Source organism: Polaribacter sp. BAL334 (assembly GCF_015767435.1).
Lineage (GTDB): Bacteria > Bacteroidota > Bacteroidia > Flavobacteriales > Flavobacteriaceae > Polaribacter.
The window spans coordinates 330,694-346,127 of record NZ_JADWOV010000301.1 but is presented as its reverse complement, the minus strand read 5'-3'; the positions used below and the strand labels follow the sequence as shown (position 1 = coordinate 346,127).

The window sequence follows — 15,434 nt, the reverse complement described above, 5'->3', positions numbered from 1 at the left end:
GTTTTTAAAATCTGAAGTAACGCTGCATGGAAATACTTATCAAAGCATCTCAATTTATTTTAAGTTTATCATTATTAATTGTATTGCACGAATTGGGACATTTTATTCCCGCTAAATTGTTCAAAACCCGAGTAGAAAAATTCTATCTATTTTTTGATTACAAGTTTTCACTTTTCAAGAAAAAAGTGGGCGAAACTGTTTATGGAATTGGATGGATTCCGCTTGGAGGTTATGTAAAAATCTCAGGAATGATTGATGAAAGCATGGACACTGAACAGATGAAACAGCCTGCTCAACCTTGGGAATTTCGCTCAAAACCAGCTTGGCAACGTTTGATAATCATGTTGGGTGGTGTTTTTGTGAATTTTGTATTGGGAATTTTTATTTATATCTGCTTGATGTGGGCTTATGGCGAAAATTATCTGCCCAATGAAAATGTAAAAGACGGAGTTTGGGTTCAAGATTCTTTGGCTGTGAATTTAGGATTACAAACTGGAGACAAAATAATAAGTGTTGATGGTGAAAAAGTAAAAAAATTCTCTGATTTATCATTAGAGTTCATCAATGGAAATACCTATGAAATCGAAAGAAATGGCGAAATCATTCAAAAAGAAATTCCTGAAAATTTCATTTCGCAATTGATGGATCGTGGCAAAGATGCTGGTCCGTTTTTATTTCCAAGATATCCTTTTGCAATTTCAGAAATTTCTACTGATTCGCCCAACAAAAATGCTGATTTAAAATCAAAAGACATTGTTATAGCCATTAATGGAACTCCAATTACTTATTTTGATGAAGCGCAAGAAGAATTAGACAAATATAAAAACCAAGAAATTACAGTATTTGTAAAAAGAGGGGATGAAACCAAAAATGTTTCATTGAAAGTAACTAATGATGGAAAAATTGGAGTTGTTTTTGGAGCATTGTCTTTTGATGATATGCAAAAATTAGGCTATTATGATTTGGCAACCATTGAATATTCATTTGCAGAAGCTATTCCTGCTGGTTTTGAGAAATCGTGGAAAACATTGACAGATTATATAAAACAATTGAAGAAAATTTTCAATCCTAATACTGGTGCTTATAAAGGTTTGGGCGGATTTATTTCTATAGGAAGTATTTTTCCTGAAGAATGGAGTGCACAAACTTTTTGGAACATCACCGCGTTTTTATCCATCATGCTTGGTTTTATGAACTTATTACCCATTCCAGCTTTGGATGGTGGTCACGTAGTTTTTACACTTTGGGAAATGATTACTGGAAAAAAACCTGGAGACAAATTCCTTGAATATGCGCAAGTTACAGGTTTTATCATTTTGATAGCTTTGCTCCTTTTCGCCAATGGAAATGACATTGTTAGGTTGTTTAAATAAATTATAAAACACAAAAACTAAAAAAGCACTCAAAACAGAGTGCTTTTTTAGTTTTTAAAAGAGCAATTTATAATTGGAAACCACGTATACTGCGTATTACACTTATCACATCCATAAGCCTTTGTACCTGGAATAAATTTAACAAATGGTTTTCTTTGCAAACGATGTCTAGAGGGAGATTTACATCTTGGGCAAGCTTTCATCATTATATGGTATATAATTAATCGCTAAATTATTGATTTTAAATAAGTTAAAAATGTTCTAAATTAACTGATTTCTATATTTTTATTGTTTACTTCTATTAAAAGGTATCTGAAACACCAATAACATGTTTTACAAAATAAAATTTTAGCGAAAGAGAAATATTACTACAAATAAAAAAACCCAAAAAGCGAAAGACATTTTGGGTTTTTTTGTTAAATTTTAAATGAACAATTAATGAATGAAAACCAGGTATAAAAGGTATTACACTTGTCACAAGAATAACTTTTTGTTCCTGGAATTAATCTCACAAATCCTCTTCTTCTAAGCCTATGATTTGACTCAGATTTGCAATTTGGGCATCTTTTCATAAGTTGTTTGTTTGGGCGATGCTAAATTACTAAAAATGAAATAAATACAAGGAAAAAAAGAAATATTTATAGATTATTAAACAAAATTAAAGATTTGATAAAATTAATTTAAAAAAATAGTAATTTTAAATTAATGTTTATTTGATTTTATTGTTTTAGCAATTGCTTGTTCGTTTTTCCAATCAATCCATTTTTGACCCTTTATTCTTCGCATCAAATTATCAAAATTTCGCATGATAAAAATATTGTAAATCGCTTTGCCCAAGTTTTTTGGTTTGTGTGCAATAGAACGCAAACTCATAGAAAACCCAGGGGTAATATATTTCATGTAATGCCAATAACCTTCAGGAATATACAATACATTTCCGTGTTCAAGATTTGTGATAAATCCTTTTGCTTTTTTCAAAGCGGGCCATTTATCAAAATCAGGATTTGAAAAATCAATATCTTCTCTGGTAATTAATGAATGAGGAATTTTATATAAAAAATCATTTTGCTGTTGATCAAACAAAATAATTTCTTTTTTACCATGAAAATGAAAGTGAAAAATATTTGCCAAATCAATATCATAATGCATAAAAGTATAGGAATCTTTTCCTCCGAAAAAAAGCATTGGCAAGCCTTTCAATAATTTTAAACCAAAATCAGGATAGGTAAAATCATTCTGTAAAACAGGGACTTCTTTTAAGATATTCCACAAAAAAATACGAAATTTTGTAGGTTCTTTTTCAATCAAATCTATATAATCTGACATTTTCATTTTGGCATGAGGCTCATTAAAACCATCTTTATAATCAACAGGTCTGTCATCATATAAAGGGACAATTTTTTCACCAGCAACTTGCTTCATGTAGGACAAATTCCATTTTGAAAAAGCAGGCCAATCTTCAATAAAACGCTCTATAACTACTGGTTTTTGAGGCTTAAAATAGTTTTTTAAAAAATCCTCTTTGGTGATGGTTGCAACCCTATCTATTTGAGATAAATTCAAACTCATGCCTAACAATTTTAAAACTGCAAAGTTAAGAAAAGGTTACGAAATTTTTTAAAAAGTTGACCTAGAAATTACATTTTGAAACGCATTCCAAACAACACATTGCTTCCTGGCATTGGCACAAAACCAGATTCAATATAATCTGAATCAAAAATATTATTTGCAGTAAACGTAAAATCGATTTCTGATAATGTTAAAACAATAGAAGCATCCCACACATTGTAACTTTGACCAGTAGTTCTTTCTGCATGTTTATAAATGATGTTTTGAGTTAGATTTTTAAAGAATTTACTCGAAAATCGAGTCGTAAAATGATGTCTTAATGTGTTTAAAGAATAGCGTGATAAATTTTCATTTTTATTGAAAATGTTATCATCTAAAAACGAATAACCAAATGTTAATTTTTGATAAAATTCGGAAATTTTAAAGGTATAATTTGCATCAAATTCAAAACCTTTGGTAACAACCTCCACAATATTAGTGGCTGTAAAAACACTTTCTAAAGAAGTTGGACGAATATAATCAATCAAATTAGTGGCATCTCTATTGAAAAAAGCCATACTTCCTGAAAAATTTCCACGATTGAATTTCAATCCAATTTCTTGCGAAAATGCTTCCTCTGGTTGCAAATCTGGATTTCCAATGGTTACTGGGTCTCTGTAAAACAAATCTGTGTAAGTTGGAATTCGATAAGTTGTTCCCAAATTTCCATAGATTTTGATACTTTCAGAAAGCTGATATCCAACATCAATTCCAGGAAACGCATGAAATTTGAAATCAGAAAAATACGTAATGGCAACTCCTGGAGTAATATCCAATTGATTGTCAAAAAATTGAAAACGATGTTCCAAAAACACATTTGCCATGATTCTGTGATGTTCTCCCAAATTATTGCTGCTGATAGAAACTCGTGAAACATCTACTCCAAATCCTGTAATTCCCAAATTCGAAGTGTAAGAAGCATTGGTTTCAACACCCATTTTATTGGTGATGTGTAAATTTCTATAAAATGCTGGATTGTTTCTTCGCAATAAAAAAATATCTTGACCACGTCTCCAATAAACTCGCGGTTTTATTTTGAATTTTTCGTTTTGAAATGTGGTTGAAAAACCCACCAAACTATTTTGAGTTTCTTCATATTCATTGAACGTTGGATTGGTCGTATAGAAATTTTCAGCTCCAAATTTCTTATCAAAAAACGTGGCAATCATTTCAATAGGTTGCTTATTTTTATTGAAAGTTCCTTTTAGAAAATAATTATAATTGTTGTAATCGGAATTATTTCGATACCCATCAGAGGTCAACGCGCCAATATGAGCAATGAATTCCGAATTTGAATTTACTTTTCCAATGGTTGCAGAAGCATTTGTTTGTCCAAAAGAACCAGTTTCAGCATTGATTGCAACTGGATTTTTCAACTGTTTTTTAGTCACAATATTGATGGCGCCTGTAAATGCATTTTGTCCAAAAACCCTTGCTGCAGGCCCTTTTATGATTTCAATTCGTTCTATTACTTCAATAGGCAAAGCAGCATTCAATGTGTGATGTCCTGTTTGTGCATCATCCATTTTGATGCCGTCAATCAACAACAATGTTTGGTCAAAACCTCCACCTCTAATGTATAAATCTGCTTGTGCGCCTCCAGTTCCTCTTCGTCTAATATCAACTCCTGCCACTTGTTGTAACAAATCTGCTACATTGGTTGCTGCACTATTTTGAATCGTTTCAGCATTGATAATTGTCATTGTTCTTGAATCTTTCTTAAAAGGCAATTCAATTCTTGTGGAAGTAATGATAATTTCTTTTAGCGTGTCTCTTTTTGAAACAACTTCTTGCGCTTGCAGATTCATAAAATTCAACAATAACAATCCTATCAATAGATGTGTAATTTTCATAAATAGTAATTTAAAAAACGTTGCAAAAGTCGTAATTTTCCGGACTATAAAACTAGTCCCGTTTTAAAATGAAAAATAGTCCGGATTTTGATTTTTTTGCATATCAAATCAGTATTGATACCTCTGCTTCACAGCCACAATATATTCAGGTTTCTCAACAAATCATTCAGGCAATTCAAAGAAATTATTTTAAAAAAGGAACCTTGCTTCCTGGCACACGTTTGTTGTCTAAATTGCTGAAAATTCACAGAAATACTGCAGTGGCTATATACAACGAATTGGCATCTCAAGGCTGGGTTGAAATCATTCCCAATAAAGGAACTTTTGTGTTAGAGCCATTGCAAAATAACCTGAAAATCAAAGCAAACTCTCAAAAAATTCATGAAATTTTTACAGTTGCCAACCATACAGGATTTCATTTTGAAAAATCATTTCATCTGGCTTCAACTACAGAATTTTCCAACGCAGCATATAGCATCAATGATGGAAAACCTGATATTCGGTTGCATCCTGTGAGTGAATTTAATAGGTGGTATAGTGCTGCTATGAAACGAAAAATGTTGCCAAAAAAGTGGGACAAACTCAGTGAAAAATCCAATTCATTTTTTCAAACGCAATTGTGTAATTATTTAAACGCCACAAGAGGATTTCGGATTTCTCCTAAAAACATTCTCAATACACGAAGTACAGAAATGAGTTTATATATTGTTTCTCAATTACTTATCAAAAAAAATGAATTGGTTTTGGTTGGCAATTTGAGTAACTATGCTTCAAATATGATTTTTCAAGAAGCAGGTGCTCTTATCAAAACAATTCCTGTGGATGATGAAGGTTTGGATATTGCATTTATCAAAAAGAATTTTGCAAATCAAAAAATTAGATGCGTATATGTTTGCGCCAATAGAGATTATCCAACAACGGTTAAATTGAGTGCTGAACGAAGGTTGCAATTACTTCAATTGGCCAAAGAAGTTGGATTTGCCATTATTGAAGACGATTATGATTATGATTTTCAGTTTGAAGGAAATGCCATGTTGCCATTGGCAAGTGCAGATACTCATGGAATGGTCATTTATTTAGGGAAATTAGGGCAATCATTATTTCCTAGTTTTCAAACAGGATTTGTAGTTGCGCCAGAAAATCTGATTTCCGAAGCAAAAAATTATTTGCAATTATTGGATAAACAAGGTGATTTGATACAAGAGCAAATGCTCTCAGAATTGATTCATGAAGGAGAAATACATCGTTTGATGAAAAAAAATAGTGTCATTTATAAACGACGAAGAGATTCCCTCTTCAAACATTTGGACACCTATTTTAAAGAAATTTTAGTTTGGAAAAAACCTTCTGGTGGTTTAGCCATTTGGTTACAGTTTGAGCCTAAAATATCGTTGGTTAAATTAGCAGCAGAAGCTGAAAAGAACGATTTATTTTTACCAAAAACGATTCTCTATCAAGATAAAAATACATGTGCTATTCGTTTTGGATATGGTCATTTGGAAGAGGAAGAAATCGAAATTGTTGTAAAAAAATTAAAAGAGGCATATGTAACTGTAGTAAAAAAATTGTCTTCCGAATACATATGATTTGTTTCGTTTTTATTCTTTCTTGTATCTTTACAAAGTAAATCCATACATGATTTCTATTTATTTTTTAAATGAACAACTCAAAAACACTTGAATTTTTTACACCAAAACCTTCCAAAATTGGAGGTGCCATTTTTTTAGATACTGGAATTTCTGCAGGATTTCCCATTCCTGCTGATGATTTTGAAACTACTAGAGTTTCCTTAGACGAAGAACTCATCAAAAATAAAAGCACTACTTTTTTTGCCAAAGTAAAAGGACAATCTATGATTGGTGCTGGACTTAATAATGATGATTTATTAGTAATTGATCGTAGTTTAGAACCAAGTAATAACAAAATTGCGGTTTGTTTTATTGATGGAGATTTTACAGTAAAAAGATTACGTGTAGAAGGAACCGAAGTTTGGTTACAACCAGAAAATCCTGATTATCCCATTATAAAAATTACAGATGAAAATGATTTTATCATTTGGGGAATTGTAACGAATGTGATTAAGAAAGTGTAATTTTCAATATTTTTTCTCTTTTTTACATGTATCAATCATAAAAAAACGCTGAACTTTCGTTCAGCGTTTTCTATTAAATCTAAAAAATGTTTAGTTTTTCAAAGGCTTATCACGATTCATTTCAATCATGTCAACATCTGTAGTTTCAACTCCTAAAAGGTGTTTGCTAAAGTAATCTGCATTCATCCAAAAGAAATATTCTCTTTCCGTAAATCCATGTCTACTTCCTGGAAATAACATAAAATCAAAACGTTTATTAGCTTTTATAAATGCACTTACCATACGAATGGTACCTGTTGGATGTACGTTATTATCAACATCGCCCGTTGCTAATAATAGTTTTCCTTTCAGATTTTGAGCCAATGTTTGATTTTTATCAATCAAGTATTTGTATTTGATATTTCCTTTGTCATCAGCTTCTTCTTTAATTCCATGGTGCGTTTCACTCCACCAACTATTATACACAGTATTGTCATGATTTCCAGCAGATGAAATAGCCACTTTAAAGAAATCAGGATACACTAACATGGCTGCAGTTGACATAAATCCTCCTCCTGAATGTCCGAAAATTCCTACTTTTTCAATATCAATAAAAGCGTGTTTATCTGCCAATTGTTCTGCTACATATTTTTTATCCGCCAAACCATAATCTCTCAAATTTCCATAACCAAACGTGTGATACCATTTTGAACGATCAGGATGTCCTCCTCTATTTCCAAGGGTAATTACAATAAAACCAACCTGCGCTAACCTGTCTGTTCTGTCCATACTTACTGAAAAAGACTTATTGACAGCTTCAGTTTGCGGTCCTGGATACACATATTCAATAATTGGATATTTTTTAATAGAATCAAAATCATAAGGCTTGTACATCACTCCATAAATATCTGTAATTCCGTCATCAGCTTTCACTTTAAAAGGCTCAGGAAATTGATATCCAGCTGCAAATAATTGCGATAAATCTGCTTCTTCCAATTTCATTACCAATTTTCCATTGGCATCTCTCAATTCTGATTTTGGAATGGTATTTACTCTGGAAAAATTACTCACAAAATACTGATTTGAATCTGCCATTTCTATAGTCGAATTGAAATCTCCAGGGTTTAAAGCTGTCAATCCTGAACCATTTAGATTGATTTTATACAAATGCAAATAGTAAGGATCTTCGTTTGTTGGAATTCCATTGGCAGAAAAATATAAAGTGCGTGATTTTTCATCAATTCCTTCAAAAGAATCTACGTGAAATGGGCCATTTGTAACCTGATTTTTTAGATTTCCATTGGCATCATACAAATAAAAATGTCCCCAACCATCATTTTCAGCCCAAAACAAGATTTCTTGTTCATTATTAAATAAAATGATTGATTTTCCTCTACTTTCAATATACACATTCGAATGTTCTTTGATGATGGTTTTTACTTCACCAGTCTCAATATCAGCCACATGAACGTCCAATCTTTTACGATCTCTACTTACGGTATTGAAATAAATTTTACCTTTTTTCGATAGTAATAATGTAGGATTGTGTTCATCTCTTCTTGATGATTTTTTTCTCGGGAATCTATAAATACTGATGGATTGTTGAATGGTAGAATCTAGCTTTACTCCCATTTTAGATTTGCTAGCCATATCAAAAACCAACATTTCTTCTTTGTAAAATTCTTGCTCTCCAGCCATGTGATATTTGTACGTTTCCAATTCTGGTCTGCCACTTTTTGTAGCGTGTATTACCCACAAATCTTCAATATGTCTTGAATCTGTTCTTGTGGTTACGAATTTTTTAGCATCATGTGTCCAAAATCCACCCAAATATTTTCGGTCGTCTTTTTCTTTGATTTTTTCTTTATCTGTTTTTCCAAAAGAACCTCCTCCATAACTAAAGTTTTCTTCACCATCTTTGGTCCATTGATTTTCAACAATGGTAGTATCTTTTTCGTTTTTAACGGCTTTCAGAAAGTTCGTTTTGTCCATCCAATAGATATTATTTTGTTTAGAAAACAAGACAATAGAACTATCAGGAGCAATATTTGCCCAGTTTTTCCATTTTTCTTCTGGCGCTTTTTCATTGTCCAAAACTTTCAATCCATTTCCACCTAATGTATATTCAAAATGATACACTTTCTTCACTTTTTTTGGAGTCCCTTTTTTCTTTTTATCCTCTTTTTTCGCATCGTCTTTTTTCGCATCATCCTCTTTTTCATCAACTTCTTCATTGGAAGTTACATAAAAACGAATTGCTTTTTCATCTTTGGTAAATGTGAAATTAAAACGAGGCAAATGCTTCGCTTCATAAGGATCTTTGGTGATTTGAGACAACCATTTTGCCATTTTTACATTGTCGAAAAGTGGTGTTTTGGTTTTCTTATCAGCATCAACCAAAAAATATTTTGATCCTTCTGAGGCTGTCTTATACTGATACCAAAAACGATTTCCGTTTTGTAACCAATTTGGATTTACACTAGTTGAATGTACCATTTTTGCTATGTTTTCAGGCGAAAATCTAGCAGCTTGTCTGTAATTTGGTTTTGGAGTTTCTTGTGCTAAAATTATTGTTGAAAAAAGCAGACAGAAAAAACCTAACAATTGATTTTTCATGGGTAAGAATTTGAATTAGTTTGAATTAAAAAAGCTAAAGTTCTTTAAAAGATGTTACTTGGCAAATTTTAACGTCTATTTTGTTAAAATTTTAACAGTTTTACATCAATTTAAATTTCTTTTTTCAATAAAAAAACGTTTTAAAATTTGAGAACATTCTGTTTCTAAAACACCTCCAAGAACAACTGTTTTGGGGTGTAATGTAGTTTTTAAATGAAGAAAACCTCTTTCTGGTTCACTGGCTCCAAAAACAATTTTACCAATTTGCGTCCAATAACTGGCTCCTGCACACATTTGACAAGGCTCCAAAGTAACATATAAAACACAGTCTTTTAAGTATTTACCTCCCAAAAAATCAGCTGCCGCTGTAAAAGCTTGCATTTCTGCATGAGCAGTTACGTCATTCAAGGTTTCTGTTAAATTATGTGCTCTAGCAATAATTTGATTTTTATGAACAATAATTGCGCCCACAGGAACTTCACCTTTTTCAAAGGCAGTTTCAGCTTCTTGCAAGGCTTTTTTCATAAAATAAGTATCATCAAATGGTTGTATCATTTTTTGTAAAATAAAAAGTAATATTACAAAAATTGAAATTGTATTTTTGTACTGTTTTGGAAAACTTATTAAAAAACATATCAAATCCTTCTGATGTAAGAAAATTGCATCTATCGCAATTGCCAATTTTGGCAAAAGAATTGCGCGAATTTATCATCGATATTATTGCCACCAAAGAAGGGCATTTGGGCGCGAGTTTGGGCGTCATTGAACTTACAATTGCCTTGCATTATTTGTTCGATACTCCCTCTGATTTATTAGTTTGGGATGTTGGTCACCAAGCTTATGGACACAAAATTTTAACGGGTAGAAAAGATATTTTTTACACCAATAGACAATTGGGAGGAATTGCTGGTTTTCCATCGCGAAAAGAAAGTGAGTTTGATGCTTTTGGAGTTGGACATTCCTCGACTTCAATTTCGGCAGTTTTAGGAATGGCTATTGCCTCTGCTATCAAAGGAAATCTAGAAAAACAGCATATAGCAGTTATTGGGGATGCATCTATAGCTAGTGGAATGGCTTTTGAAGCGTTGAATCATGCAGGTGTTTCTGATGCAAATATTCTCATCATTTTGAATGATAATGCTATTGGGATTGATCCTTCTGTGGGCGCTTTGAAAGAATATCTGACCAAAGTGAAAACAGATAAAAAATTAGCTGCTCAAAATAATATTATCAAAGCCTTGAATTTTGATTATTCAGGTCCAATTGATGGACATGATATTTCAAAATTAGTTCAGGAATTAACAAGATTGAAAGCCATCAAAGGTCCCAAATTCCTACATATTATTACCACCAAAGGGAAAGGTTTGCAAAAAGCAGAAGAAGATCAAGTGACCTATCATGCCCCTGGAAAATTTGATAAATTATCAGGAGAACGCCTTCCAAAAGAGAAAAGTGTTTTTACAAAATACCAAGATGTTTTTGGAAAAACGCTGGTTGAATTGGCAACAAAAAATGAAAAAATTGTAGCTATAACTCCAGCAATGTTGACAGGAAGTTCGTTGAATTTGATGCTGGAAAAGTTCCCAAAACGCACTTTTGATGTAGGAATTGCTGAACAGCATGCAGTAACATTGGCTGCAGGAATGGCAACACAGGGATTGATTCCGTTTTGTGCTATTTATTCCACATTTTTACAACGTGCTTACGATCAAGTGATTCATGATGTTGCTTTGCAAAATTTACCTGTTATTTTTTGTTTGGACAGAGCAGGTTTGGTTGGCGAAGATGGAGCGACACATCATGGTGTTTTTGATATTGCTTATTTACGTTGCATCCCAAATTTAATAATTGCTGCACCAAGCAATGAAATTGAGTTGAGAAATTTATTATTTACAGCCCAACAAGGATTGAAAAATCCGATTGCAATTCGATATCCAAGAGGATTTGGAAATAGTATTGATTGGGAAAAACCTTTTGAGGAAATTGAAATTGGAAAAAGTATTTGTTTGCAAAAAGGTTCAAAAATAGCTGTTTTATCAATTGGAACTATGAGTTCAATTGTAGAACAATCTTTCGAATTTACTATCAAAAAAGATGAAATTTCTCATTATGATATGCGTTTTGTAAAGCCTTTGGATGAAGATTTATTGCATGAAATCTTCACAAATCACGAAAACATTATCACTATTGAAGATGGTGTTATTTCTGGTGGATTTGGAAGTTCAGTGTTGGAATTTGCAGCAAAACATCACTACAAAAAAGAGGTCAAAATTTTAGGAATTCCTGATGAATTTATTGAGCATGGAAGTGTGCATCAATTGCAACAGAAATTACATTTAGATGTTGAGAGTTTTACAAATTATTTAAATTCTATATAACAAAAAAGACGTCACTTAGGACGTCTTTTTTAGTAATACCTAACTCAACTTTATTCGATAATAATTTTAGCTGAAGAATGTTTTTTGTTTTCATCGGTAAGATTTACAAAATAAATTCCAGATTTTAAAGAAACACTCAAAGGATGTTTTGATGTTGATGAAAAATTAATTTTTCTATTATAAACCTCTTTGCCATTGATATCAATAATTTTTATGATTGATTTTCCAAGTGTGTTTTTAGCAAAAATTGTAAAATTCCCATCTGAAATAGTAGGATAAATAGTGAATATTTTTTTGTTATTAAGAACGTCATTGATACTGGCTGTTGCTCCTTCAATAGACTTGATTGCCCATCCAAATGAATTGACTCCAGGGTCTGCTACCAATCTAAAACGAATGACAATAGTTTCTCCAATAGAAAATCCTTTATTTGTCAAAACGATTGTTTGAGATTTGAATAACTCATTGTTTATAGTTGCAGCAGTGCCCTTATTAAATTCGGTTAACCATTCAGGAAATCTTCTAGAATCATATTTATCGAGTGTTTTCCAGGTTATCAAATCGGTTGTTGCTTCTATAATTACAAAATCAAAAAAACTGTTTAAGTCCGCTAAATCATCTGTAAAGGGTTCAACAATTGCTGCATCTTCATAAGTAAAATTTTTATTTGCTTCCGAAATTGTCAATGGTTTTCTTAAATAAGTTGTTGAAACTTTATTGTCTTCATAAGGGTGATTTACGTTGTTTAATACATTTTGAGATACTTTACCTCCAACACTATTTATTACAAATTCTCCATTTATCGTAAAAACATCAGGATTGGAAAATTGACTAATTCCTAAACTTTGAGAGGGAGTATCAAAATCAATTACCATAAAATCGTGTTCTTTCAGAATTGATTTTGTGTTATTTGTGTCATTAAATAATTGAATTCCAAATTTGTGCGTCCCTTCAGACAAATCTGCAGTTTCGAATTTATATATAATTCCTGTATTAAAATCTTGAATAATTTCGGATTGTTCTACACCATCAATAAATATTTTTACTCTATTTACTTCATCTAAAGTTACATTATAACTAACAATTGTTTTAAGACTTTCGATTGATTTTTGTGTAGAAGATACTTCAGGAGTAGCTAAAAATGCTGGTAAAGTGTAGTTGGCAAGTTGAGTTAATGTTGCTGTCCAAATTCCTCTTCCATACGTGGAAATCACAACTTGATCGTTTACAATTTTCATATCATATACAGCAACAGGTATGAAATTATTCAGCAAACTCCAATTAAGACCACCATTGGTAGTTTCAAAAATTCCAATATCAGTACCTGCCCAAATGATATTTTCATCAAAAGGCATTTCTACAATTGAATGAACAGCAACATCTGGAAAACCTGATTTAGTAGTACCTGCAAATCCAGAAATATCTGTCCATGTAACCCCTAAATCCTCCGTTTTTAAAATTTTTGCTGCCCCTTGTGCAGAGAAAAGTGCGTATGCTCTTTTTCTTTCTGTCAAAGAAGTTCCTATTCCTGAAATATTTAAACTATGATTATTTTTAGGATTATCAAAAGTGTTAGTTTTGGTAAATGTTTGTCCATTGTCTTCTGAAACATGTAAAGACGTTAAGCCATCTTCGGTCATTGCTCCTCCAGCCCAAACCACATTTGGGTCTGCTGTAGAAACCTCAACGTTAAGAGAGCTACTAAATGAGGGTTGAAAACCATCCGTAATTGGAGTCAATTTCCAAGTTACTGCAAAATCTGTAGAACGCCAAACTCCGTTCATAGTTACTGCAAAAACTGCATCTGGATTGTTATCGGCATTAGATAATTTGGCATAAAAAGGGGAAACATTGCCATTACCAGAATCTGCAAAATTAGACAATGCTCCAACATAGTTTATGTATCTTCCCACTTGACCATAATTTTGAGAAACCCCAATAAAATTTCCTGGTTTGTTATAATGCCAAATTACCTCAAAACCATCACCACCAAGTATCTTCTGATAACTTTTAGTTGAATTTGAATTATTTCCAGAACTAATCCATGTACCATTATCTTGAGCACCTGCTAAATAATTATCTACACCATTTTGTTTTGTGGCTCCATAAAATTGAGTACTATTTTTGCCCATTGCAATTTCTGACCAATCTCCTTCTGTATTTCCAGGGTCAGTTTTAAATGAGGTACTATAAACACCTCCGTCATTGGCTAATAGAATTCGAAATTCTTGATTATTTCCAAGAATTACTTCCATTCCATGTTGATCAACATGCACTTCATTATTGATTTTTGAAGAGTCATATCCAGAGGCAATTGAAGTTGAAATAAAGTTTGTGCCTGTTATAGTTACTTTAAAAACAGCAACTCCTCCAACATAAAAAACATTAGCATCAAAAGGATGTCCCAAAATAATATTATCATACCAACCTTGACCTGTAACAAGATTTGCATTCGCAGCAGAACCATTTGTTTTTAAATTAACAAATGTATCTCCTTTATTTCTTGACACATAAAAATCAGTATTTACTCCTGTAGTTGCTGCAGAATTTGGTGTGTAAACACTTATAAATAATGAATTTGGGTCTGCAGGAGAAATTGCGGTTTCAAATCTGCTGTGGCTAGTGTTAAAATTTGCTCTATTAAATATTGTTGTCCAAGTAAGACCACCATCAATACTTTTAACCAAACCAAAATTTCTTACTGAGCCATATTGAATATTAAAATTAGTGGGATCTGCGTCTAAATCTTGTACCCAATTTGAGCCTGAAGTTGCATATGTCTGAGTCCAATTTGCGCCTCCATCTATTGTTCTATAAATTCCTCTTGTGGTTCCAACTAGGACATTATTTTTATTTGTTGGATTGATGATAATTCTTCCAACGTCTCCAAATGAGGATGAGTTTCCTAAACTTGACCAAGTTGTTCCTCCATCAGTTGTTTTAAAAACACCTGCACCACCTACTGCACCAAGATTTCCAAAAGGTTCTCCTGTACCAACATACAATGTATTTTTGTCTTGTGGACTAATCACAATGGTGGAAGTTGATAAATTGGGAATTGAAGTATCTGTTAAATTTACCCAAGAAACCCCTTCATCTTCTGTAAGCCAAACTCCACCACTAACTGTACCAACAAACCAACGTTTGTTATTTGTTGGGTCAATAGCCATTCCTCTTGTTCTTCCTGGAACGTTTGCAGGACCTCGCTCTATAAATGTTGGATTTAGTGCTTTTGCACTTTTGAATAATGATTTATTAGTGGTTGCTTTTTTAAACTCCTCAAACAAATATCCTTTTTGATAGGTAGGTTCTTTATCAGTAATTATTTTTCTAATTTGAAACTGATATTCAGCCATTTGTTCTATTCCTTTTTTGTGCCTTTCATCCGCATTTTTTTTGAGTTTTTTATAGGGAATTGGTTTGATTTTTTGTTCAATCTGATGAACATCATTTGTTTCTTTTTGGCAAGATGCTAATGAAAGGAAAAGAAGTGCTATTAAAATATTTGATGTAAGTAGGATTTTTTTCATATGAA

9 protein-coding genes are annotated in these 15,434 nt (G+C 32.2%); 4 read left to right on the top strand and 5 right to left on the bottom strand.

The features are described 5' to 3' along the window. The first annotated feature begins 26 nt into the window (after positions 1-26). Positions 27-1,373 (top strand): RIP metalloprotease RseP, encoded by a 1,347-nt coding sequence (gene rseP, locus IU405_RS11020; protein WP_197438657.1) that lies wholly within the window; start codon positions 27-29, stop codon positions 1,371-1,373. Positions 1,374-2,075: 702 nt separating this feature from the next. Here rseP and IU405_RS11015 read toward each other — a convergent pair. Beyond that, on the bottom strand, positions 2,076-2,942 hold the full coding sequence (locus tag IU405_RS11015) for a cupin-like domain-containing protein (protein WP_197438656.1): 867 nt from the start codon (positions 2,940-2,942) through the stop codon (positions 2,076-2,078). Between the two features lie 68 nt (positions 2,943-3,010). Beyond that, positions 3,011-4,834 (bottom strand): TonB-dependent receptor, encoded by a 1,824-nt coding sequence (locus IU405_RS11010; RefSeq protein ID WP_197438655.1) that lies wholly within the window; start codon positions 4,832-4,834, stop codon positions 3,011-3,013. A 68-nt stretch (positions 4,835-4,902) separates the two neighbouring features. Here IU405_RS11010 and IU405_RS11005 point away from each other — a divergent pair, with 68 nt between their 5' ends. Next, positions 4,903-6,420, top strand: coding sequence for a PLP-dependent aminotransferase family protein (locus IU405_RS11005; RefSeq protein ID WP_197438654.1), 1,518 nt, complete (start codon positions 4,903-4,905; stop codon positions 6,418-6,420). A 71-nt stretch (positions 6,421-6,491) separates the two neighbouring features. Continuing rightward, entirely contained in the window at positions 6,492-6,926 is a 435-nt protein-coding gene (locus IU405_RS11000) for a LexA family protein (RefSeq protein ID WP_197438653.1), read from the top strand. 90 nt (positions 6,927-7,016) lie between these two features. On the opposite strand, the gene IU405_RS10995 is transcribed toward IU405_RS11000, so the two are convergent. Together IU405_RS10995 and IU405_RS10990 are read right to left on the bottom strand one after the other, a co-directional pair. Beyond that, positions 7,017-9,521, bottom strand: a complete 2,505-nt coding sequence (locus tag IU405_RS10995; protein ID WP_197438652.1) for a S9 family peptidase — start codon at positions 9,519-9,521, stop codon at positions 7,017-7,019. A 105-nt stretch (positions 9,522-9,626) separates the two neighbouring features. Continuing rightward, positions 9,627-10,076, bottom strand: coding sequence for a nucleoside deaminase (locus tag IU405_RS10990; protein ID WP_197438651.1), 450 nt, complete (start codon positions 10,074-10,076; stop codon positions 9,627-9,629). A gap of 32 nt (positions 10,077-10,108) precedes the next feature. Here IU405_RS10990 and dxs point away from each other — a divergent pair, with 32 nt between their 5' ends. Next, a complete protein-coding gene (gene dxs / locus IU405_RS10985; RefSeq protein ID WP_410896751.1) occupies positions 10,109-11,899 on the top strand; it encodes a 1-deoxy-D-xylulose-5-phosphate synthase in 1,791 nt (596 codons plus the stop codon). A gap of 50 nt (positions 11,900-11,949) precedes the next feature. On the opposite strand, the gene IU405_RS10980 is transcribed toward dxs, so the two are convergent. Continuing rightward, entirely contained in the window at positions 11,950-15,429 is a 3,480-nt protein-coding gene (locus IU405_RS10980) for a T9SS type A sorting domain-containing protein (protein WP_197438650.1), read from the bottom strand. Positions 15,430-15,434 lie beyond the last annotated feature (5 nt).